Raw genomic sequence first — 23,266 nt, 5'->3', positions numbered from 1 at the left:
CCGCGATGACATCGGGCCAGGCGACGACGGCGCGCAGCGCCGCGTTCTTCGACGTCGACGAGACGCTGATCACGCGCAAGAGCATGCTCTCGTTCCTCCGCGACTACTACCGATGGCTCGGCCGCCCCGACTCGGCTGCCGACGACACGGTGTCCTCCCTGCGGGACATCGCCGCGGGCCCCGGTGGCCGGGCGGCATCCAACCGCGCCTACTACCGGCTGTTCGCGGGCCACCGGGTGGCCGAGGTGGCCGCCGCCGGGCAGCAGTGGTTCGACGACGGCATGACCGCCGGGGGGCTGTTCCATCCCCCGGCGCTGCTGGCCCTGCGGGTACACCAGCAGCGGGGCGATCTGGTGGTCCTCGTCTCCGGCTCCTTCTCGGCCTGCCTCGACCCGATCACCCGGTACGTCCACGCGGACATCGCGCTCGACACGGTGCCGGAGGTCTCCGGCTGCAGCTACACCGGTGAGGTCCACGACATCCGTATCGGCGCGGGCAAGGCCGAAGCGGTGGCCGAGGTGCTGAGGGAACGGGAGTTGCGCGCCGAGGACTGTCACGCTTACGGGGACCACGCCTCCGACCTGGATCTGCTGCGCCAGGTGGGCCACCCCGCCGTGGTGGGGGACGATCCGGTGCTGCTGGAGCACGCCCACCGGGGCGGGTGGCGGCGGCTGCCCCCCGGCCGTCGGCGCGGCCGAGCCATCGGCCCGCTGACGCTCTCCCGGTGCGCCGGTCCTGCGGGGGACCGGCGCACCGTCGTCTCCGGCTCCGGTGGGGGCCGCAAAGGGCTGCCGGGCCCGTCGCGTCGAAAACTTTCGCTGGGCATGAGGGGCCACACACCGTTGACGCACCGGGTCCCCACTGGACACACTCCGGTGCAACCAGTTCAACAGAACCCACCAGACTCCCACAGGATGTGTCATGGGTCCCCGCACAACCCGCATGCTCTTCCTGCCGCTGCTCGCCGCCCTGCTCACGCTGGCGACGAGCATCTTCGCCGCTCCGCCCAGCCCCGCACTGAGCGGGGCGGCGCCGTCCGCGGCCCAATCGAAGACCAAGTACGCCGGGTATCTCTTCACCTACTTCACGGGTGAGGGCACCGCCGACGGCGAACAGATACGGATGGCGCTCAGCCGCGGCAACGACCCCCTTCACTGGCGGGAGTTGAACGCCGGGAAGCCCGTCCTCACCTCCAGCCTCGGCGAGCAGGGCCTGCGCGACCCGTTCGTCATCCGCTCCCCCAAGGGCGACAGGTTCTATCTGATCGCCACCGATCTGCGGATGTACCAGAACAGCAGCGGCAGCTGGGACCAGGTGCAGCGCACCGGCAGCAAGTCGATCATGGTGTGGGAGTCGAAGGACCTCGTCCACTGGACCGACCAGCGCCTCGTCAAGGTCTCCCCGGACACCGCGGGCAACACCTGGGCGCCCGAGGCGTACTACGACGAGAAGCTCGGCGAGTACGTCGTCTTCTGGGCGTCGAAGCTCTACGCCGAGGACGACCCGCAGCACACGGGCTCGACGTACAACAAGATGCTGTACGCGACGACGAAGGACTTCCGCACCTTCAGCGAACCCAAGGTGTGGAACGACCCCGGCTACTCGGTCATCGACTCCACCGTCATCAAGGACAAGGGCTCCTACTACCGCTTCACCAAGGACGAGCGCGACCCGTCCTCCGGCACGCCCTGCTCGAAGTTCATCACGGCCGAGAAGTCCGCCTCGCTGACGGACACCTCGTACGACTTCGTCTCCGACTGCATCGGCAAGGGCGCGATCGACCGCGGTGAGGGCCCGACCGTCTTCAAGTCGAACACCGAGAACAAGTGGTACCTGTTCATCGACGAGTTCGGCGGCCGCGGCTACATCCCCTTCGAGACCACCGACCTCGCCTCCGGCAAGTGGACGCCGTCCGAGAACTACCAGCTGCCCGCCAGCCCCCGGCACGGCACGGTGCTCCCGGTGACGCAGGCCGAGTACGACCGGCTGCTGCGCACGTACCCCGCGTCCCAGGCCGCGCCCGCCGATGTGACGGCGAAGGGCCAGAAGGGGTACGCGATCGTCACCGAGGCGGCAGCCAAGGCCGTGCTGCTGATGGATCCGAAGGCCGATCTGCGGCGTCTCGCACCCCGCTTCGCACTTCCGGCCGGCGCCACTATCAGCCCGCCCTCGGGCACCCGGCGGGACTTCCGCAAGCCCCGGACGTACACGCTGAAGTCGGCGGACGGTACGACCCGTGAGTGGACCGTCGAGGCCGTGCCGATGCGCAGCCCCATCCTGCCCGGACTGAACGCCGACCCGGACATCTCGTACGCCGACGGCCGCTACTGGATCTACCCCACGACGGACGGCTTCCGCGGCTGGGGCGGGACCAAGTTCACGGCGTACTCCTCGAAGGACCTGGTCCACTGGAAGGACCACGGTGTGATCCTGGACCTCGGTCCGGATGTCGCTTGGGCCGACAAGTACGCCTGGGCGCCCGCGATGGCCGAGCGCAATGGCAAGTACTACTTCTACTTCTGCGCCGAACAGCAGGTCGGTGTCGCGGTCGCCGACTCCCCCGCCGGTCCCTTCAAGGACGCGCTGGGCAAGCCGCTGGTGCCCAAGGGCCAGTTGGAAGGCCAGATGATCGACCCGTCGGTGTTCACCGACGATGACGGCCAGTCCTATCTGTACTGGGGCAACGGCCAGGCGTACGGGGTGCCGCTGAACGACGACATGACGTCCTTCGACTCCTCGAAGATGCGGAAGTTCACCCCGGACAACTTCCGGGAGGGCTCGTTCGTGGTCAAGCGCAAGGGCACCTACTACCTGATGTGGTCCGAGGATGACACCGGCAGCGAGAACTACCACGTCGCGTACGCCACCGGCTCGTCGCCGATGGGACCGTGGACCAAGCGGGGCACGATCCTCTCCAAGCGCCTCGACTACGGGATCAAGGCACCCGGCCACCACTCGGTGGTGAACGTCCCCGGCACCGACGAGTGGTACATCGCCTACCACCGGTTCGCCGTGAACGGCCCCGGCAAGGCCGGCGGCGACGGTACGCACCGGGAAACCACCCTCGACCGCATGGAGTTCGCGGCCGACGGGACGATCAAGCCGGTGGTGCCGACGCTGGAGTCGATCGCCCCGCTCCGCCGACGCTGACGCCGCTCGACGCCGGACCCCGTGCCGTCACGGGGTCCGGCGGGCACCGACCCTGTTGCGCCTCACCATTCCTCACCCACCGAGGAGGAGATCGCCGTGGCGGTCACCCGGAGATCGTTATTGATCGCAGGCACCGCCGCACCGATGGCCGGGGCGCTCGCCACCGCCACCCCCGCATCGGGCGCGCCCCCGTCCCGCGCCCTGGGCGGCCGGACCCTCCCGCTCACCGACGGCTGGCGCTTCGCCCTCGTCAACCCCGGCGGGATCACCGACCCGACCGGTGACTACGACGACGCCCACACCCCCGGCTACGACGACTCCGCATGGCGCGAGGTCGCCATTCCGCACGACTGGAGCATCGAACAGACGCCGACCACCGAGCACGGCACCACGGGCGGCACCGGCTACTTACCGGGCGGTCTCGGCTGGTACCGGAAGTCCTTCACGCTGCCGTCCTCGCTCGTGGGCAAGCGGATCTCCGTCGAGTTCGACGGGGTCTACATGGACGCGTACGTGTACTGCAACGGCAAGCTCATCGGCAACCACCCCTACGGCTACACCGGGTTCGCCCTCGACCTCACCGATGTGGCGCACACCGACGGCACCACCCCCAACGTCCTCGCCGTCCAGGTCCGCAATCAGCTGCCCAGCAGCCGCTGGTACTCCGGCAGCGGCATCTACCGCCACGCCCGGCTCGTCATCACCGACCCCGTCCACGTGGCCCGCTGGGGAACGTACGTCACCACACCCGACGTGAGCCAAAGCCACGCCACCGTGCGGGCACGGACCACCGTCGTCAACGCATCCGGCGACGAGAAGCCCGTCACCGTCGTCTCCACCCTCAAGGACCCCGACGGGAAGACGGTCACCCGGGCCCGCTCGACTCTCACCGTCGGCGCAGGTGCCGGCCGCGACGCCACCCAGGAGATGACGGTCGACACGCCACGGCTGTGGTCCTTCGAGACACCCCGGCTCTACACCCTGGAGACCGAGCTTCGGGTCGGCGACGAGACCACCGACCGCTACCGCACCCCCTTCGGCATCCGCCACGTCACCATCGACCCTGACCACGGGCTCACGCTGAACGGCGCGTACGCCAAGCTCCAGGGCGTCAATCTCCACCATGACCTGGGGGCGCTCGGCGCCGCGTTCAACACCGACGCGTTCGTCCGCCAGATGACCATCATGAAGAGCATGGGCGTCAACGCCCTGCGCACCTCCCACAATCCGCCCGCGCCCGAGGTGGTCGAGGTGTGCGAGCGGCTCGGCATCGTCATGATGGTCGAGGCGTTCGACTGCTGGCGCACCGGCAAGACCGCCCATGACTACGGCCGCTTCTTCGACGAGTACTGCGAGGCGGACACCGCCGAGATGGTCGGCGCGGCCCGCAACTCCCCCGCGGTCATCATGTGGTCCATCGGCAACGAGATCACCGATTCGACCAGCACACCGGGGCTCGCCATGGCTCAGCGCATCATCGACGCCATCAAGAGAACCGATGACACCCGGCCGATCGTGATCGGCTCCAACAAGTACCGCGGCGGCCCGCCAGCGCCCGGCTCCGCCGCCGACCTGATGCTCGCCAAGGTCGACGGGCTGGGCCTCAACTACAACATCGCCTCCTCGGTGGACGCCCTGCACGCACGCTATCCGCATCTCTTCCTCTTCGAGTCCGAGACCTCCTCCGCCACTTCCTCCCGTGGCGCCTATCAGGAGCCCGAACGCCTCAACACGGCCGAGAACCAGACCCCGGGCAAGCGCGAGGCCTCCAGTTACGACAACAACATCGTCAATTGGGCGGCGAGCGGCGAGTACGAGCTGAAGAAGGAGCGGGACCGCCCCTTCCTCACCGGTCAGTTCCTCTGGTCGGGCATCGACTACATCGGGGAGCCCACCCCGTACAAGGTGTTCCCGGTGAAGGCGTCCTTCTTCGGCGCCGTGGACACCGCCGGATTCCCCAAGGACATGTATCACCTGTTCAAGAGCCAGTGGACGAGCGAGCCGATGGTCCATCTGGTGCCGATGAACTGGACCGACCACCGCCCCGGCGAGACCGTCGAGGTCTGGGCCTACGCCAACGTGGACACCGTCGAACTCTTCCTCAACGGCCACTCCCTCGGCACCCGCCGCTTCGACACCAAGAAAACCACCGACGGCCGCAGCTACCTGGAAACCACCGAAGCCACCGACGACGACAAAACCGTCACCACCGGCCCCTACCCCGGCAGCTACACCAGCCCCAACGCAAGCGCCGGCAAACTCCACCTCACCTGGAAAGTCCCCTTCACCCCCGGCGAACTCAAAGCCGTAGCCCGCCACAACGACCACATCGTCGCCACCGACGTCCTGCGCACCGCCGGACAACCCCACGCCATCCGCCTCACCCCCGACCGCAAGACCATCCACGCCGACGGCCGCTCACTGTGCTTCATCACCGCCGAAATCATCGACGCACACGGCGTGACCGTCCCCGACGCCGACCACCCGATCTCCTTCCAGGTGTCCGGAGGCTCGCTGGCCGGCGTCGACAACGGCCGCCAGGAAAGCGCCGAGCGCTACCAGGCCAGCACCCGCACCGCCTACCACGGCAAAGCCCTGGCCATCATCCGCTCCGCCACCAAGCCCGGACACCTCACCCTCACCGCCCGCTCCACAGGGCTGCGTAGCGCCACCACCACTCTCCGCGCCACCGGAGGGACGTCGGACCGGGTCACCCCCACCCCGCCCTTCGCCCCCGACCCCGGACCGGCCGCGCCCGTCTACCCACTGGCCGACGCCGGCTACTCCGGCTCGCCCGAGACGCTGCCCGCCGCCATGCTGGACGGCGACCCCGCCACCGGCTGGTCCAACGCCGTCGCCAAGGCCGCCACCTCGCTGCTGCCCGCCTTCAACGGGGCCCGTGAGACCGACTGGGTCTCGGTCACCTGGGCCAGGAAACGCCGAGTGCGCCGCGTCGAGGTGTCCTTCACCCTCGACACGACGCACACCCTCCCCGCCTCGATCACGGTCTCCGCCTGGGACGGCCACGCCTATGTCCCCGTGTCCGGAGCGAAGGTGGCCTGGGCCACCTCCTCCGACACCCCGACGTCCCTCACCTTCGACCCGGTGCGCACCTCCCGGCTGCGGCTGGATCTGGTGAGCGCGCGTCCTGGGGCCGCGGACGGCGCCCAGCGGATCACCAGGCTCGAGGTCCTGGACGATTAGGACACCTCTCGTCGCGTACGCGGTGCGTGTGTCAAGTTACGCCCGTTTCAGCAGGAGGAGTGGGGATGACGGAGGTTCGCGGGGAGTTCCTCCGTGCATTGCCCGGCGTCCTGGAGGAGGCCCTGTGGCGGCGGGACGAGGAGCTGTTCGCCGAGGTGCGGTGGGAGGAGCCGGTGGGTGTGGACGCCCGGCGGTACGGTATCCATCCCGCACTGCTGGACGCCGCCCTGCACTCGCCGCGCCGCCCGAGGGTGGCGGCGCCCTGCTGCCCTTCGCCTGGCTGCGGCATGATCCTGTTCGTCGGCGGTGCCACGGCCGTACGCGTGCGGATCCGCGCGACCGGCGAGGACACGGTCGCCGTCGACCTCGCCGACCGTAAGGGCCGACCGGTGCTCCGGATCGAGTCGCTCACCACCCGGCCGCTCCGGGAAGCCGGAACGGCGCGGGAACCCCGTACCGCACCCGGTGGACGGGTATCCCGGTCGCCGCCGGACCGGACGCACCCGCGCCGACCGGTGTCCCCACCCTGCTGGTCCGCGCCACGGAGCGGGTGCCGGAGATGCGGACCCACGGCGGGCGGGAGGCACGCGGCGGCGCGCGGCGTACGTCCTGGCTGGAGCCGTACGACACCGTGGACGTGCCCGGTGACCACCGGAGCATGACCGAGACGCACGCGCGGACGACGGCCGAGGCCATCCGCGCGTGGCTCACCGCGCTCGCCACCACCCCCCGCACAGGGCGCCGGGTTCAGACCACCGGGGCCGGGTAGGTCGGGTACTCCACCCCGGACACATGCTGGACGACGCGGATGACCTGGCAGGAGTAGCCGAACTCGTTGTCGTACCAGAGGTAGAGGATCGCGTTGTCGCCCTCGACCTTGGTGGCACCGGCGTCGATGATCGAGGAGTGGCGCGAGCCGATGAAGTCGCTCGACACCGCGTCGGGGGCGCTGATGAAGTCGATCTGGCGCTTGAGCGGCGAGGTCAGCGACACATCGCGGAGGTGGTCGAGCACCTCCGCGCGGGTGGTCTCGCGGTTGAGCTGGAGGTTGAGGATCGCGATCGAGACGTTCGGCACCGGGACCCGGATCGAGCTGCCGGTGATCTTCGCCTTGAGGTCGGGCAGCGCCTTGGCGACGGCGGAGGCGGCACCGGTCTCGGTGATGACCATGTTGAGCGGCGCTGACCGGCCGCGGCGGTCGGAGTTGTGGTAGTTGTCCAGCAGGTTCTGGTCGTTGGTGAACGAGTGGACGGTCTCCACGTGGCCGCGCAGCACCCCGTACTCGTCCTCCATCGCCTTCAGCGGCGGGACGATGGCGTTGGTGGTGCAGGACGCGCAGGACAGGATCTGCTCGTCCGGCTTGAGCATGTCGTGGTTGACGCCATGGACGATGTTGGGCACATCGCCCTTGCCCGGCGCGGTCAGGACGACCTTGTCGATGCCGGGGCGCAGGTGCTTCGACAGCCCCTCGCGGTCGCGCCACTTGCCGGTGTTGTCGATGAGGATGGCGTTCTTGATGCCGTGCGCCGTGTAGTCGACCGACGTCGGGTCGTCGGCGTAGATCACCTTGATCTCGTTGCCATTGGCGACGATCGTGCCGTTCGCCTCGTCGACGGTGATCGTGCCCTGGAACTGGCCGTGGATGGAGTCACGGCGCAGCAGCGAGGCGCGCTTCACGAGGTCGTCGGCGGCCTGGCCGCCGCCTCCGCGGACGACGATGGCGCGCAGCCGCAGGCCGTTGCCGGACCCGGCCTTCTCGATGAGCAGGCGGGCCACGAGCCGCCCGATGCGGCCGAACCCGTAGAGGACGACGTCGCGTCCCTCGCGGCGCTCGATCTTGTTGGCGCCCGTGGCGCCGGCCACGGCCTCGGCGGTGAATTCCTCCACGGACAGACCGCGGTCGTCGGTCTTGTACGTGGCGGCGAGCATGCCGATGTCGATCTGGGACGGGCCGAGATCGAGCGTGGTCAGGGCCTGTAGGAACGGCAGCGTCTCGGTGACCGACAGTTCGTCGCCGGCGATCTGCCGGGCGAACCGGTGGGTCTTGAGGATGCTGACCACCGACTTGTTCACCAGGGAGCGGCTGTGCAGCAGGACGTTGACGTCCCGCTCACGGTGCAGCTTCCCGATGATCGGGATCATCGACTCCGCGATCTCCTCGCGGGTGTTCCAGTTGGTGAACGAGTCCTCGTTGGCAGTCACAGTTCATCTTTCGAGCTAGGCGGTGCTCATATGGTAACCCGCCTGCACCTTTGATCAGCCCGGCGGTCCGGCCGAGGCTCCGACGGACACCCCGGCCGGACCTGTGGAAGCGGGCCCTAGCCCTCCTCGCCCGCCATGCCCGCACACGTCCTGCAGGGACAGTGCGGACAGCCCACGGAGTGCAGGAAGCGCGGCGGACCGGCCGTACACAGGCAGATCATGCAGGTCAACTCGCCGTCGTCGGCGACCACTTCCTCGTACGCCACCGGGATCATCCGGTCGTCCGCGCCGATGCGCTTGTGCGGGGAGCCGACGGCGAGGATGAGGTGGTCGGTGATCGCACCGACCGCGTGCGGAATGCCGCCTTCGATCAGCAGGGTCTGCCCGGCCTGGGTCTCGTGGATCCGTCCGTCGTACGTGATGGTGCCGATACCGGCCACCACGGTCAGGATGTGGTGGCCCGGGTGGGTGTGCGGGACGAACCCGGCGCCCGCGGGCAGCCGGATCAGGTCGGCGCCGATGGCCCCGTTGGTCACCAGTTCGCGCCCGCTGGCCGACGTCGTGCCGTGCACCGGAACCGGCAGCGGGTCGTGCTCGACGTGCAGTCCCGTGTGTCCGGTGCGTATCGTCTTCTCCGCCCATGTGGCGATGTTCAGCGGGGACTTGGTGTCCTGTTCCTGCATGTCACTCCCTCTGTTGTGAATCCCATACGACGCCGCCCAGGTCGTGGCGGCCGGATCGCAGCACGGAGAAGCCCACCGTGGCCGGGTGGCGGGTGCGCGGCTGCCGCACCCAGGTCCAGCGGTCGGCAGGGGCGGTCCCGCGGTCGTCCGCGAGACAGCGCCACAGGTAGTCGAGCGCCCATGGCACGCCGTCGGTGGCGGCAGTGGTGGCAGTCGGGGTTGCGGCGGGGGCGTGGGGCAGCAGGCGCAGCCCTTCGTCCTCGGACTCCCACCACGCGCCGAACTGGGGCACATCGGGCTTGACGTTCGTAATGTTCTCGGCGGCGCAGATCTCCGCGGCGAGTGCCGCGTATTCCGAGAGGGGCCACTGGGACCGCAGATACCCGCGCCACCCCGCCTTCTCGGCCTCCGGCAGCGGCTCCCACAACCCGTGTGCGCGCATGTGTCCGCGCAGGAAGTCGAAGGCGGCGAAGACGGGCTCGTCGCCGGTGGGGACCGGCTCGTAGACGGCGTACGGCGCCATCGCGCGCAGCGCGCGGTGCAGGTCGCCCGAGGGCAGGTCCGGCGGGGGCGCGGGGCCGGTGCCGAGCAGGGTCCGGGCGGTGACGGCGGCGTAGCGCAGCAGCCGTTCGTAACGCACGGCGGAGATCCGGCGCACGGCCAGGGTGCGGCCCATCGCGGTGCGCTGCGGTTTGCCGGTGGCGGTGGCCAGGAAGCCGCCCCACCGGACGGCGGCGGGGCGGACGGCGGCCCGCTCGCACACGGTGCGCACGGCGTCGAGCGTGGCGGCGGGAGGACCGTCGGTGACGAGACCGACCTCATGGCCGAGAGCCGCCTCGGCAACGGGGACGGCGGCGAACCGGCCGCGCAGCCCCGCGTCGTGCCAGGTGCGCTCCACGTCCAGCGGGTAGTGCTTCTCGCCGCCGCGGTCGATGCGCTCCTTGGCGCGGCCCTTGAGGACGAGCAGTCCGTCGCGCAGTTCTCCGAGGTCGCCGGTGCGCAGCCAGCCGCCCGGGGCGAGGGCCTGGGCGGTGGCGGCCGGGTCGCGCCAGTAGCCGTCCATGATGTCCGGTGTTCTGATCCACACCTCGCCGGATTCGAGCCGCACCTCGGTGTCGGGCAGCGGGAGCCCGACCGGCGGGAAGCGGTCGAGGTACTGCGCCGTGAAGTCCTCGCCGGTCAGCTCGGGCATGGTGAGGCTGAAGTTGACCGCTTCGGTGAGCCCGTACCCCTGGCGGAGCCGGGGCCCGTAGCGCCGGTGGAAGCGCCGGGCGAGGTCCCCGGTGAGCGGGGCGGCCGCGGTGATCAGGTAGTCCAGGCCGTCCGGCCAGCCGGGTCCGGCCTCCACCAGCTCGGTGAGCAGGGCGGGGACGATCGAGGCGGTACGGGCGCCGCCCGCCGCCAGCTCGCGCAGATAGCGCTCGGGGTCGAAGGCGGTGTGCAGGATCAGCGGGGTACGCGTGATGTGGGCGCCGATGAGCGACATCACGAGCGCGTTGCAGTGGTACAGCGGCAGGCAGGTGCCGTGCGGGCGGTCGGGGGCGAAGCGGTGCAGCCGCGCCGTCTTGGTGGCGTTGCCGAGGACGGCGCGGCGGCTGAGCATGACGCCCTTGGGGGTGCCGGTGGAGCCGGAGGTGAACATGATGAACGCCAGCTCCGCCGCCCCGGGATCGGGCTCGGCGGGCGCCCCGGGGAGTATCCGCAGCCCGATCGGGTGGGTGCGGTCGGCGGGGGTGTCGATGACGGCCGAGGCGTCCACGCGCCGTACGACGGCGGCCAGTTCCGCGTCGGAGGTGCGCGGGTGCTGCGGTACGGCGACGAGCCGCAGGTCGAAGCAGGTGAGGAGGGCCCCGGCCAGCGGCTCGCCGTGCGGGAGCCGGATGACGACGCGGGCGCCGGCCGGAAGGGCGTCCAGGCCGAGCAGTTCTGCTCGATGGCGTTTCACCAGTTCCGCCGTGTCCAGCGGGGCGCGGTGCGCCACGGATGTCATGGGTTCTCCATCCTTCGGGCGGTGCGATCGTGGCGGCGCAGTTCGTCGGCGAGGATCCGGCCGAAGTCGCCGATGTGCCGGCGCTGCATGATCCGCTCGTGGTCGCTGTTCACTTCGTGGAGCGTGAGCGCGCCGGTGACGAGGGGACGCCACGCCTTCTCCAACGCCGTGCGGTTCCCGGCCGCGGCCACGTGGACGGCGTCGCCATCGAGGACGGGTGGCCGGTAGGCGCGCAGGAGCCGGGCGTTGTTCTTCGCCACCGCGACGATGCGGCCGATGTCGTCCTCGGTGAGGGTCGCGAGCGCGCTGCCCTCGGTGCGGAGCAGAGCGGTGACGGTGGCGAAGTCCAGCTCACCGGGCGGGAACTGGCGCTCGTCGTGTCCGGCGGCGGTCACCAGGATGCGGTGGATGCGCTCCTCGTCGATGGGTGCGCCGGGTGCTTCACCGCCGTCGTCACCGTCACCGGAGGGCGGCAGGGCGTCGACGACGCACACCAGCCCCGGTTCGACGCCCAGCTTCCGCAGCCGTACGGCCATGGCATGGGCGACGACTCCACCCAAGGACCAGCCGACCAGGTGGTACGGGCCGTGCGGGCGTACGGACCGCAGCTCGTCCACGTATCGCGCGGCCATCTCCTCGATGCTGGACGGCAGTTCACCGATGCCACCGGGGCCCTCGCCCCGCAGCGCGTACAGCGGATGGGCAGGGTCGATGTGGTGCAGCAGCCCGGCGTACAGCCAGCCGATGCCGCTGAGGGGGTGCACGCAGAAGACGGGGGCCGCCTCGCCCGTGGCGCGGTACGCGATGAGGTGGCCCCGGACAGCGGGGGTGCCGTCGTCGAGGCGCGCGGCGAGCGTGGCCGGGGTGGCCGCTTCGAACAGGTCGCGGATGGTGGGCCGCAGGCCGAGGACGTCGCGGATGCGGGTGGCGAGCCGGGTGGCGCTCAGCGAGTGGCCACCGAGGGCGAAGAAGCTGTCCGTGGCGCCGACCCGGGGCACGCCGAGCACCTCGGCGAACAACCGGCACAGCGTCTCCTCGCGCAGCGTGCCCGGCACCCGGCCATCGGTGCCGCTCCCCCAGTCCGGTTCCGGCAGCGCGCGCCGGTCCACCTTGCCGTTGCGGGTCAGCGGGAGGCGGTCGAGCGTATGGAGGCGGGCCGGGAGCATATAGCCGGGCAGGCGCGCGGCGAGGTGGTCGCTCACGGAGTCGAGGTCGATGCTGGAGGGGCCGGCGCCGACCCGGTCGTCGGGGACGACGTAGCCGACCAGCCGATGGTCGTCCGGGTCCAGGTCCCACACCGCCGCGGCGGCGGCCCGCACCTGGGGGTGTGCGCCCAACGCCGCCTCGATCTCGCCGAGTTCGACGCGGTGGCCGCGCAACTTGATCTGGTCGTCGTCGCGGCCGTGGAAGCGCAGCGTGCCGTCCGCCCGCCACGAGGCAAGGTCGCCGGTGCGGTACATGAGGGTGCCGGGCGGGCCGGAGGGGTCGGCGACGAAGCGCTGCGCGGTGAGCGACGGGCGGTGCAGATAGCCATGCGCGACGCCCGCGCCCGCCAGATACAGATCGCCGATGGCACCGGGCGGCACGGGCCGCAGCCGGGGGCCCAGGACGTACGCACGCGTGTTGGCGACGGGTCGGCCCAGGGGCACGCCCGGCTCCTGGGGGCCGGTGACGGGGTGGCAGGCGGACCAGACGGTGGTCTCGGTGGGCCCGTAGTAGGCGAACAGACGGCAGCCGAGGCCGGTGAGCGTTTCGGCCAGCGGGCCGGGGACGGCCTCTCCTCCGATCACCGCCCGCATGCCGCGCAACACACCCGGCCGCCGGTCGGCCAGGGTCCGCCAGCGCGAGGGGGTGGCCTGCATGACGGTGACGCGGTGCCGGGCCAGGAGGGCGAGCACAGTGTCCGGGTCGCGGAGCGTCGCCGCGTCGGCGACCACCGTGGCGGCTCCGGTGACGGGTCCGAGGAACAGTTCGGGCACGGACATGTCGAAGTTGGCGGGTGCGGCGGCCAGGACGCGGTCATCTTCGTGGACACCGAGGCGGTGGCGCATGGTCGCCAGCAGGTTGGCCAGTGCCGAGTGGGGGACGACGACGGCCTTGGGGTGGCCGGTGGAGCCCGAGGTGTGGATCGCGTACGCGGTGTCATCGGGCAGCCGGGCCGGGCCGGGTGGGACGGCCGGTCCTGCGGAGAGCGCCCAGGGCTCGCCATCGGTGTCTCCGTTGTCCGGGGCGCGCAGGACGAGGACGGGGCGGGCGTCGGCGAGCAGTGCGGCGATCCGGTCGGGCGGGAGTTCGGGGTCGAACGGCAGATAGGCGGCCCCGGTGGACATCACGGCCAGACACGCCGTGATCAGGCCCGTGTCGCGCGGAAGGCCGACGGCGACCAGCAGGCCAGGGCCCGCGCCACCGTCCCGTAGCCTCCGGGCCAGCTCCGCGACCCGTTCGGCGAGCTGCCCGAAGTCCAGCGTCTCCGTGGCCCCGATCACCGCGGGCGCGCGCGGGGTGCGGCGGGCCTGGGCGGTGAACAGCTCGACCACGCCCGCCCCGGCCACGCCGTGAGCGGTGTCGTTCCAGGTGGTGAGGGTCCGTCGCTCCTCGTCCTCCGTGAGCAGCGGCAGGTCCGCGACGGGCAGGGCGGGGTCGGCCACGGCCGCGCGGAGCAGCCGGGCAAGACGCTCGTTCAGTGCGTCCGCCGTCGCCCGGGTGAAGAGGTCGGCGTTGTACTCCAGCACCCCGGACACGCCCGCGGGCGCGCCGACCGCGTCGTACTCCTGCTGAAGGCTCCACAGCAGGTCCAGTCGGGCCCGGTCGCCGTGTACCTGCACCTGCCGCGCGGTGATCCCCGGCAGGTCGAGGTCGGCGCTCCCGGTGTCCTGGAAGGCCAGCATCACCTGGAAGACGGGGTGGTGCGCGGTGGAGCGCGGCGGATTGAGGAGCCTGACCAGCTGCTCGAACGGCAGCTCCTGGTGCTCGAAGGCGTCCAGATCGGCCGTGCGCACTCGGCGCAGCAACTCGGCGAAGGACGGGGTCCCCGACAGGTCGGTGCGCAGGACCAGCGTGTTGACGAAGCAGCCGATGGTGTCGTGCAGCGCCGCGTCGTGGCGGCCCCCGACCGCCGTGCCGATGGGGATGTCCTCGCCCGCGCCGAGCCCGGACAGCAGGGCGGCGAGCGCGGCGTGCAGCACCATGAACACGCTCGCCTCGTGTTCGCGGGCGAGGGCGGTGAGCCCTCGGTGCAGTTCGGCGTCCAGGGCCAGTTCGACGGTGCCGCCGCGGTGAGAGGTGGCCGGCGGGCGCGGGTGGTCGGCGGGCAGGGACAGCACCTGCGGGATGCCGCTCAGGGCGCGCGTCCAGTACGCGGTGGCGGCATCGGTGGGCAGCTCCCGCTGCCAGAGGGCGAAGTCCGCGTACTGCGCGGGCAGCGGCTCCCAGCGGGGGGCGCTGCCCGCGGCCCTGGCCCGGTAGGCGGCCGACAGGTCGCGGGTGAGCGGGGTCAGCGACCAGCCGTCGGCCGCGATGTGGTGGGGCAGGAGCAGCAGGACGTGCCGGTCGGGTCCCAGCACGTACAGCGTCGCCCGTAGGGGCAGTTCCGTGGCCAGGTCGAACGGGCGGGCGGCGTCGGCGACGAGCCGTTCGGCCATGCCCGCCTCGGCCGCCTCATCCAGCTCCGCGGTCTCGAAGGGCGGTTCGACGGGGGTGATGACGCGCTGCCAGGGCTCGCCGTCGTGGACCTCCACCACGGTGCGCAGGATCTCGTGGCGCGCCAGGACGTCCCCGAGCGCGGTGCGCAGCGCGTCGGTGTCCAGCGGGCCGTCGAGCGTGAAGGCGAAGGGCATGTGGTACGTCGGCCCGGCGTCCTCGAAGTGGTGGAGGAACCACAGGCGGCGCTGGGCGAACGACAGCGGGACCCGGGCCGGGCGCAGTCCGGGGCGCAGCGGCGGGCGCTGCGCCGCGGCCGGGGCCCGGCGGGGCCCGCGCTGCGCGGTGACGCGCGGGGCGAGCGCGGCCACGGTGGGCGCGTCGAACAGCGTGCGGATGGCGAGGTCGATGCCGAGGCCCGCCCGGATCTTGTTGATCAACTGGGTGGCGAGCAGCGAGTGTCCGCCGAGGTCGAAGAAGCCGTCCTCCACGCCGACTTCGGGCACGCCGAGCGTTTCGGCGAAGGCGCGGCACAGGAACCGCTCCAGCTCGGTGGCGGGCGCCCGTCCGGTGCCGGTCCGCAGCCCCTCGGTGGGCGCGGGCAGGGCGCGCCGGTCGAGCTTGCCGTTGCGGGTCAGCGGCAGCCGGGCGATCGGCACCACGAAGCCGGGCACCATGTATCCGGGCAGGTGGTCGGCGGCGTACCGGCGCAGCGCGGCGGGGTCGAGGCTGGTGTCGGCGGTCGCGGGGACGGCGTACGCCACGAGCTGGGCCCCACCGTCCGCGCCGCCCTCCCTGACGAGGACCGTGGCCTGGACGACATCGGGGTGGCGCTCCAGGACGGCCTCGATCTCGCCCGGTTCGATCCGGAAACCGCGCACCTTCACCTGCTGGTCCGTGCGGCCCAGATACTCCAGCGTGCCGTCCTGCCACCGGCGTGCCAGGTCCCCCGAGCGGTACATCCGGCCGCCGGGCGGGCCGAAGGGGTCGGCCACGAAACGGGTCGCGGTCAGGGCCTCCCGTCCCAGGTAGCCGCGGGTCACGCCGGGGCCGGAGAGGTAGATCTCGCCGGGGCAGCCGGGCGGCACGGGGCGCAGCGCATGGTCGAGCAGGTACAGCCGCAGGTCGGCGAGCGGTTCGCCGATGGCGCTGCGGGGGTCGGCCGGATCGGTCAGCTCGGCGTAGGTGGAGTGCACGGTGGTCTCGGTGATGCCGTACATGTTCACCAGCCGGGGGCTCGCACCATCGGGGGTGGCGGGGTACCAGTCGCGGATCCGGCGCGGGTCCAGCGCCTCCCCGGCGAAGACCACGACGCGCAGCGCGTGCCGGGGCGGGCCGTCGGCCTCCCGCGCCATGTCGGCTTCCGCCTGGGCGAGCTGGTAGAACGCCGACGGCGTCTGACACAGCGCGGTGACCCCCTCCCGTACGAGCAACCGCCACATCTCGCGTGGCGTCCGGCTGACCGTGTGCGGTACGACGACGAGCCGCCCGCCACGGCCGAGGGCCGTCCACAGCTCCCATACGGACACGTCGAAGGCGTACGAGTGGAACAGGGCGTGCACATCGTCCGGGCCGAAGCCGAACCGCTCGTCGGTGGTGTCCAGCAACCGTACGACGTTGTCGTGCGTGACCACGACGCCCTTGGGGGTGCCGGTCGAACCGGAGGTGTGGATGACGTAGGCGGTGGTGTGCGGGTCGGTACATCGGCCGAGGTCATCTGCCGGGCCGGTGGCCAGGGCGGCGGCCGTCTCCGGGTCGTCCAGCAGCAACCGGTCCCGTCCGGGCTGCAGCAGGGCCGCGGTGCCGGCCGCCGCCACGGCCAGCGGCGGATCGGCTTCGTCGAGCACATGGCGGACGCGCTCGGGTGGGGTGGCCGGGTCCAGTGGCACATAGCCCGCGCCGGACTTGAGCACGGCGAGGACGGCGGTCACCAGGTCGGCGGCGCGTGGCAGGGCGAGGGCGACGAGTCGGCCCGGGCCCGCGCCGTGGGCCACGAGCAGCCGCGCGAGGCGGTTCGCCCGCTCGTTCAACTCCCGGTAGGTGAGCGTGTGTTGGCCGTCGGTCAGTGCGGGGGCGTCGGGTCGGAGCGCGGCCTGCGCCTCGAAGAGCGCGGGCAGGGTGACACGGTCCGCTGTCCGCTCGGCGGCGGCCAGGGCCCGGGGCGGCCGCTCGTGCGGCAGCAGGAGGCCGATGTCGGCGAGCCGGGCGCCGGGAGCGGCGGAGATACGGCCGAGCAGCGCGCCGAGCCGGTCGAGCAGGCGCCGGGCGGCGTCCGCGTCGAGGACCCCGGTGTGGTGGTCGAGCCGCAGACCCAGTCGCGTGCCGTCGCCGGGGAGGACGATGAGCGACAGGGGGTAGTGCGTACCGTCCATCACCCGCAGCCCGGCGATCTCGATGCCGGGCGCGACGTCCCGCAGGACATCGGCGTCGATCGGGTAGTTCTCGAACACGACGAGGGTGTCGAAGAGTTCACCGTGTCCGGCCAGGCGCTGCAGCCGGGTGAGGTCGGCGTATTGGTGCTCGACGACGGCGAGCTGCTGGTCACGCAGCGCGCGCAGCGTCTCCTCGACGGTGCGGGACGGATCGAGGCGGACCCGGACCGGGATGGTGTTGATCAGGAGGCCGACGATGTTCTCCACGCCCGGCAGCTCGGGCGGGCGGCCGGAGACCGTGGCGCCGAAGACGACGTCGTCACGGCCGGTGTGGGCGCCCAGCAGCATCGCCCAGCCGAGCCGTACGAGCGTGTTGACGGTCAGCCCGTGCGTACGGGCCGCCCGCCGCAGCGCGTGCGTCACTTCGGCGTCCAGCTCGACGTCGGCCTGGCCGTGGTCGCCGGTGCCGTCCCGGCCACGCTCTCCACCGACCAGCGTGGGGCCGTCGAGCCCGGACAGGACACCGCGCCACGCGGCCTCGTCGGCCTCGGTGTCGCGCGCGGCGAGCCAGTCCAGGTAGGCGCGGTACGGCGTGGCGGCCGGAAGTGTTCCGCCCGCGTAGAGCGTGAAGAGCTCCCGGACCGCTATCGGCCAGGACCAGCCGTCCAGCAGGATGTGATGGGCCGTCAGCACGAAGACGTGGCGTCGCCCGGCGGCCCGCAGGAGAGTGGCGCGCAGCGCGGGCGGCTCGGCGAGGTCGAACCGCACCCGCCGGTCCCGGTCGAGGAAGGCGGCCTCCTCCGCGGGGGACGCCACCCGCTCCTCCCGCCACGGAACGTCGATGTGGTCCGGCACCCTCTGCACGGGCCTGCCGACGGCGTCCGGCCGGAACCCGGCGGCCAGATTCGGATGCCGGCGCAGCAGCGCGCGCAGCGCCTCGCGCAGCGCCGTGGCGTCGAGCTCGCCGGTCAGCTCGAAGACGAACTGGACGAGATACGGGTCGGTGCCGCCGTCGTCGCCATGGTCGTACTGGGAGTGGAACAGCAGTCCTTGGGCAAGGGGCGCCAGCGGCAGCGCCTCGCCCTCGCGGTCCGCCGCGGGCCGCTCGGCCACTGCGGCCACCGCGGGACGCTCGTCCGCACCGGCGGCCAGCGCCGCGAGGTGGTCGAACCAGCGCCCTGCCAGGTCCGCCAGGTCCGCCTCGTCCAGCAGGCGACCGGCCCAGGACCACATGGCGGTGAGCCGGGGGCCTTCGGGGTGGTCGACGATGACGGAGTCGAGCTCGACGGTGTGCGCCAACGGCAGATCCGGCGACGCGCCGGACGCGAGGACGCTCCCGTCCGGGCTCCAGTCCCGCTCGCCGTCCGCCTCGAAGCGGCCGAGGTAGTTGAAGGCGACCCGGGGCGGCGCGGGTGCGGCCAGCCGGGTGGCGGTGTCCGGGTTGAGGTGGCGCAGCAGGCCGTACCCGAGGCCATGGGCCGGTACGTCGCGCAGTGCCGCGCGGACCCGAGCCACGGCCACGTCCCAGGGCGTGTCCCCGTCCCCCGCGTCGAGCAGCACCGGGTGGATGACGGTGAACCAGCCGACCGTACGCGACAGTTCGAGACCGGCGGCGAACTCCTCCCGGCCGTGGCCCTCCAGGTCCAGCCCGACGGCCGTCTCCCCCGCGCCCCGCCGGTCCGCGACGGCCCGGACGAACGCGGTCAGCAGCAGGTCGTTCAGCGAGGCGCCGAACGCGGCGGTGGCCCGCTCCGCCAGGGCCGCGGTCAGCGCGGCCGGAAGGGTGCGGGTGTGGTGGCGGCGGGTGGCCTCGGTGTCCCGCGCCGGGTCCGGTCGCGGCTCCGTCTGGAGGTGGCCCACCGCGTTGGCGACCTGAGTCCAGTACGGGAGTTCGGCCAGGACCGACGCGTCCCGGGCGTGCGCCACCAGCGCCCGGCTCCACCTCCCGAAACCCGTGCCGACCGGCGGCGGTGCCGGGGTCCGGCCGTCGGCCAGGGCGCGCCAGCCGTCGCGCAAGTCGTCGAGCAGGATCCGCCACGACACCCCGTCGACGGCGAGGTGATGCACGGTGAGGACGAGCGTGCCGGGCCGATCGGGTCCGGCGTCGAACCACTCCGCGTGCACGACGCGCCCCTCCGCGGGGTCCAGCGCCTCTCCTGCCCGCGCGGCGTGATCCCGTACGGCCTCCTCCAGCGCCTGCCCTTCCAGGCCGGACGCGTCGTGCCGGACCAGTGCGATCCGGCCGTGGGGTTCGGTTCGCAGCTCCCAGGCGGAGTCCCGCGCCACCAGCCGGAGGCGCAGCATGTCGTGCCTGTCGAGCAGCCCTTCGAGGAGGGTGCGCAGCCTCGGCACGTCCAGTGCGGCGGGGGTGCGCAGCGCCATCGACTGCGCGAACCCGGCCACGGGCCCGCCGCGTTCGCGCAGCCAGTGCATCACGGGTGTGGGTTCCACCGCCGGGTCGGCGTCGGTGTCCGTGTCGCTCGGGGCGGGGACGTCCGGGCCCGTGGGAAGCGGGGACCGGTCGGCCAGGGTCGCGGCCAGTGCGGCGACCGAGGGGTGGCGGAAGACGTCCTGGGAGGTGAGCGGGAGGCCCGCCCGCCTGGCCCGGCTGACCAGGTGGATCGCCAGGATGCTGTCGCCGCCCAGGGTGAAGAAGCCGGTGTCCGGCGGGATGTCCTCCTCGCCCAGCACCTCGCGGAAGAGCGCGGTGAGCGTCTCCTCGGTGGGCGTGCGGGGCGGCCGGTCCGCGCCGGTCGCGTCCGCGCCGACTCGCCCCGGGGCGGGTGGCGCGGGCAGTGCGGCGCGGTCGAGCTTGCCGTTGCGGGTGAGGGGCAGCCGTTCGACGGGGACGACCGCCGACGGCACCATGAACGCCGGAAGGTGCTCGGCGGCGTGGCCCATCAGCGTGTCCGCAACCCCCGCCCCTTCCGGTGACGGCTGGGCCGTCACGACGTACGACACCAGCCTGCGCTCACCGGGCCGGTCCTCGCGGAGCACGGTGGCGGCCCGCGTCACGGCGGGGTGGCGGCACAACGCGGCGTCGATCTCGCCGGGCTCGATCCGGTAGCCGCGCAGTTTGACCTGGCTGTCGTCGCGGCCCGCGAAATCGAGGGTCCAGTCCTCGTTCCAGCGGGCGAGGTCACCGGTGCGGTACATACGGGCACCGGGCGGGCCGAACGGGCAGGCCACGAAGCGCTCCGCCGTCCGGCGCGGCTCGCCGAGATAGCCGCGGGCCAGCCCGGTGCCGGACAGGTAGACGTCACCGGTGACACCGGGCGGTACGGGGCGCAGCGCGTCGTCGAGGAGATGCACCCGGGTGCCGTCGAGCGGGGTGCCGATGGGCACCGACGCGGTGTGGTCGGGGAGGTGGTCCACCGGGTGCCGGGTGGCGAAGACGGTGGTCTCGGTGGGTCCGTAGCCGTTGACGACGGCGGGTGCCCGGCGCGCGGAGCGTACGCGTCGTACGGCCTCGGGGGCGACCACGTCGCCGCCGGTCCAGACCTGGCGGACACCGGCGAGACAGTCGGGGTCCTCCTCGGCGACCGCCGCGAACAGGCCCGCCGTCAGCCACAGTCCGGTGACGCGGTGCGCGGCGACGACGTCGCGCAGGACGCCGAGGTCCATGCGGCCCGGCGGGGCGATGACGATCTCGCCGCCGGTGAGGAGCGGCACCCACAGTTCCAGATTGAGCGCGTCGAAGGCGTGCGGGGAGTGCAGCAGCACCCGCTCCGCACCGCCCTCGCTCCACCAGCGGTCGGAGGCGAGCCGTACGAGATTGGCGTGGGTGATCGCGACGCCCTTCGGGGTGCCGGTCGAGCCCGACGTGTACATCACGCACGCGAGGTGCGACGGGTGCACGGTCGGCGGGACTCCGTGGCGCGGGGCGGACGGCTCGTCGCCGAGGACGACGACGCGGTGTCCCCGGTCGCGGAACCACGCCGCGATGTCGTCGTCCCGGGTCGTGGCGTCGGTGATCAGGAACCGCGCCCCGGCTCCGGCGGCGATCGCGGCCAGGCGGCTCGGGCCGTCCGCGCGGTGCAGCGGCAGATACGCGGCGCCCGCCTTGGCCATGCCCAGCACGGCGACGACGAGATCGGGCGAGCGCTCGACGAGGAGGCCGACCGGCGTCTCGGCGGTGACGCCCGCCGCGGTGAGCCGGGCCGCGAGGGCGGTCGCGCGGGCGTCGAGCTGCCGGTAGGTGAGCCGTTCGCCGGTCGCGGCCGAGGTGACGGCGAACGCCTCGGGCGTGGCGGCGACATGGGCCTGGAACCGGGCGAGCGCGGTACGCGCCGTGCCGATGGACCGCTGCGGCTGCCCGCCGCCCGCCGCTCCGATCCGGTCGCGCTCGGCGGCCGAGGTGACGGCGTAGCGCGCGACGGGCGTCCGGCCCGGGCGGGTGGCGGCCTGGCGCAGCACGCGCAGGAAGCGCTCACTGGCGTCGCGCAGCAGCTCCGGGGAGTGGTTGGCCGGGTTGGCGTCGGCGTCGATGGTGAGCGGGCCGTCGCCGCGGTCGTACGCCACCAGGGACAGGTCCTCCGAGGGCGGCGCCTGGACGTTGTGCACGGTGGCGGTGGCGGGCCCGAAGCGCAGGCCGTAGGCGAAGCGCTGGATGTTGAGGACGGGCCCGAAGAAGCGCCGGCCGTCCTGGGGGTATCCCAGGTCGCGGCGGAGTTGTTCGCCGCGGTAGCGCTGGTGCCGCTGGACGAGGGCGACCGCCTCGTCGGCCCGGGCCGCCAGGTCCGTGAAGGGGGCGGCGGGGTCGACGGACAGGCGCAGCGGCAGCACGTTGGCCGCCATGCCGGGCACCTGCCGGCTCCGCTCGCTGACCCGCCCGGTGACCGGCAGGCTGAGGACGACGTCCCGGCTGCCGGTCATCGCGTGGACGAAGACGGCGGTCGCCGCGATGACGAGCCGCGACCAGCGCTGCCCCATGTCCTGTGCGGCCGCCCGCAGTCGGTCGAACTCCGCCTCTGGCAGGGTGCTGGTCAGCCGCAGCGAGGCGGCCGGTACCGGGGCCGGACGCGGGGCCAGGCTGAGGAATTCCGGATGCCCTTCCATATGGCCGAGCCACCACCGCCGGTCGGCCTCCCACCGCGGTGAGGCGCGGTAGGCCCGGTCCTCGTCGAGGACGGCCCGGAGCGGGCTCCAGCCGGTTCCTGGTATCGGGCCGCCGTCGAGGAGGCTGCCGTAGAGGTCCGCGACGCGGCGTGAGAAGAGCGTCATGCCGAAGCCGTCGAGGACGATGTGGTGCACCCGGGTGAACAGCAGATGCCGGTGGTCGCCGATCCGCAGGACCGCGCCGTCGAACAGCTCGCCCTCGGCCAGGTCGACCGGCCGGGACAGCTCCTCGCGCATCCAGGCGAGGGCCGTCGCGTGCGGGTCGGGCTCCTGCCGCAGGTCGCGCACCGGAAAGGGAACGGAGCGCGGGCGCGCCACGTGCTGGACCGGCCGTCCGACCGGCGCCTCGGTGAAGCGGACGTGGAGGGCTTCGGTCTCGCGCACGGCCTGCCGGACGGCGGCCACCAGGACACCGGTGTCGAGCGCGCCGGTGATGTCGGTGTATTCGCCCCAGAGGTAGGGCGAGGACAGGTCGGGCCGGGACCGCTCGGCCAGCCATACGCCTGACTGCGCCTCGGAAAGGGGGAGTTCGGTACCGGTTTCGTCCAGGGCCATGAGGTTCCCGCCCGGTCGCCGTGTGACGACCTCAACGTAGAAGTGGCTTCACAGGGCGATTTGCATCAGTCGTCGGGCTGTTCGGGCACGGGGGCGCAGTCGCGGTGGTCCCCGATCTTGTCCGGTCACCGGAAGACTAACAGGCGAGTAAAGTCATCGCAAAGAGATGGCAATGGAGGGGATCGTCACTCCACACCGCCGGAGCGCGGTGGCACACGCAAAACACGGCAGATCGCGGCAGATCACGATCCTGGAACAGCAATTCGGCCATCACATAGGCCGATTCACATCTCCGCGCCGCCGGGTGCGACCGAGCCCTCGGCCGCCTCTCCCCTCCTCTGCCTGCCCACGCG

General features: G+C 72.3%; 8 protein-coding genes. 4 read left to right on the top strand and 4 right to left on the bottom strand.

Annotation, left to right across the window (positions count from 1 at the left end):
* Nucleotides 1-5: 5 nt before the first annotated feature.
* The 4 genes from ACH4SI_RS02180 to ACH4SI_RS02165 all read left to right on the top strand — a co-directional run bounded on the left by ACH4SI_RS02180 (nucleotide 6) and on the right by ACH4SI_RS02165 (nucleotide 7,016).
* A complete protein-coding gene (locus ACH4SI_RS02180; RefSeq protein ID WP_398291533.1) occupies nucleotides 6-1,094 on the top strand; it encodes an HAD family hydrolase in 1,089 nt (362 codons plus the stop codon).
* Nucleotides 979-3,150 carry a family 43 glycosylhydrolase gene (locus tag ACH4SI_RS02175; protein WP_398292324.1) on the top strand — a complete coding sequence of 724 codons (2,172 nt, stop codon included), beginning with the start codon at nucleotides 979-981 and terminating at the stop codon, nucleotides 3,148-3,150. Before ACH4SI_RS02180 ends, ACH4SI_RS02175 begins: the two co-directional genes overlap by 116 nt.
* Before the next feature lie 96 nt (nucleotides 3,151-3,246).
* A complete protein-coding gene (locus tag ACH4SI_RS02170; RefSeq protein WP_398291531.1) occupies nucleotides 3,247-6,354 on the top strand; it encodes a glycoside hydrolase family 2 TIM barrel-domain containing protein in 3,108 nt (1,035 codons plus the stop codon).
* 65 nt (nucleotides 6,355-6,419) lie between these two features.
* Nucleotides 6,420-7,016, top strand: a complete 597-nt coding sequence (locus ACH4SI_RS02165; RefSeq protein ID WP_398291529.1) for a polyketide synthase dehydratase domain-containing protein — start codon at nucleotides 6,420-6,422, stop codon at nucleotides 7,014-7,016.
* Nucleotides 7,017-7,101: 85 nt separating this feature from the next.
* Here ACH4SI_RS02165 and ACH4SI_RS02160 read toward each other — a convergent pair whose 3' ends face one another.
* The 4 genes from ACH4SI_RS02160 to ACH4SI_RS02145 all read right to left on the bottom strand — a co-directional run bounded on the left by ACH4SI_RS02160 (nucleotide 7,102) and on the right by ACH4SI_RS02145 (nucleotide 22,913).
* Entirely contained in the window at nucleotides 7,102-8,556 is a 1,455-nt protein-coding gene (locus ACH4SI_RS02160; RefSeq protein WP_398291527.1) for a glyceraldehyde-3-phosphate dehydrogenase, read from the bottom strand.
* A gap of 116 nt (nucleotides 8,557-8,672) precedes the next feature.
* The gene (locus tag ACH4SI_RS02155; protein WP_398291525.1) at nucleotides 8,673-9,239 is read right to left on the bottom strand and encodes a cupin domain-containing protein; all 567 of its coding nucleotides are present in this window, start codon (nucleotides 9,237-9,239) and stop codon (nucleotides 8,673-8,675) included.
* Between the two features lies 1 nt (nucleotide 9,240).
* On the bottom strand, nucleotides 9,241-11,229 hold the full coding sequence (locus ACH4SI_RS02150) for a class I adenylate-forming enzyme family protein (RefSeq protein WP_398291523.1): 1,989 nt from the start codon (nucleotides 11,227-11,229) through the stop codon (nucleotides 9,241-9,243).
* A complete protein-coding gene (locus ACH4SI_RS02145; protein WP_398291521.1) occupies nucleotides 11,226-22,913 on the bottom strand; it encodes an amino acid adenylation domain-containing protein in 11,688 nt (3,895 codons plus the stop codon). Before ACH4SI_RS02145 ends, ACH4SI_RS02150 begins: the two co-directional genes overlap by 4 nt.
* Between the last annotated feature and the right edge of the window lie 353 nt (nucleotides 22,914-23,266).

It is taken from the genome of Streptomyces sp. NPDC021212 (assembly GCF_044332925.1).
In the GTDB taxonomy this organism is placed as follows: Bacteria; Actinomycetota; Actinomycetes; order Streptomycetales; family Streptomycetaceae; genus Streptomyces.
Note: the sequence above shows the minus strand (reverse complement) of the source record. Positions and strands in the feature narration are given on the sequence as shown.

Coding starts and splice junctions, on each gene's coding strand:
- ACH4SI_RS02180 (WP_398291533.1), top strand. CDS start 6: ATGACATCGGGCCAGGCGACGACGGCGCGCAGCGCCGCGTTCTTCGAC.
- ACH4SI_RS02165 (WP_398291529.1), top strand. CDS start 6,420: ATGACGGAGGTTCGCGGGGAGTTCCTCCGTGCATTGCCCGGCGTCCTG.
- ACH4SI_RS02155 (WP_398291525.1), bottom strand. CDS start 9,239: ATGCAGGAACAGGACACCAAGTCCCCGCTGAACATCGCCACATGGGCG.
- ACH4SI_RS02150 (WP_398291523.1), bottom strand. CDS start 11,229: ATGACATCCGTGGCGCACCGCGCCCCGCTGGACACGGCGGAACTGGTG.
- ACH4SI_RS02145 (WP_398291521.1), bottom strand. CDS start 22,913: ATGGCCCTGGACGAAACCGGTACCGAACTCCCCCTTTCCGAGGCGCAG.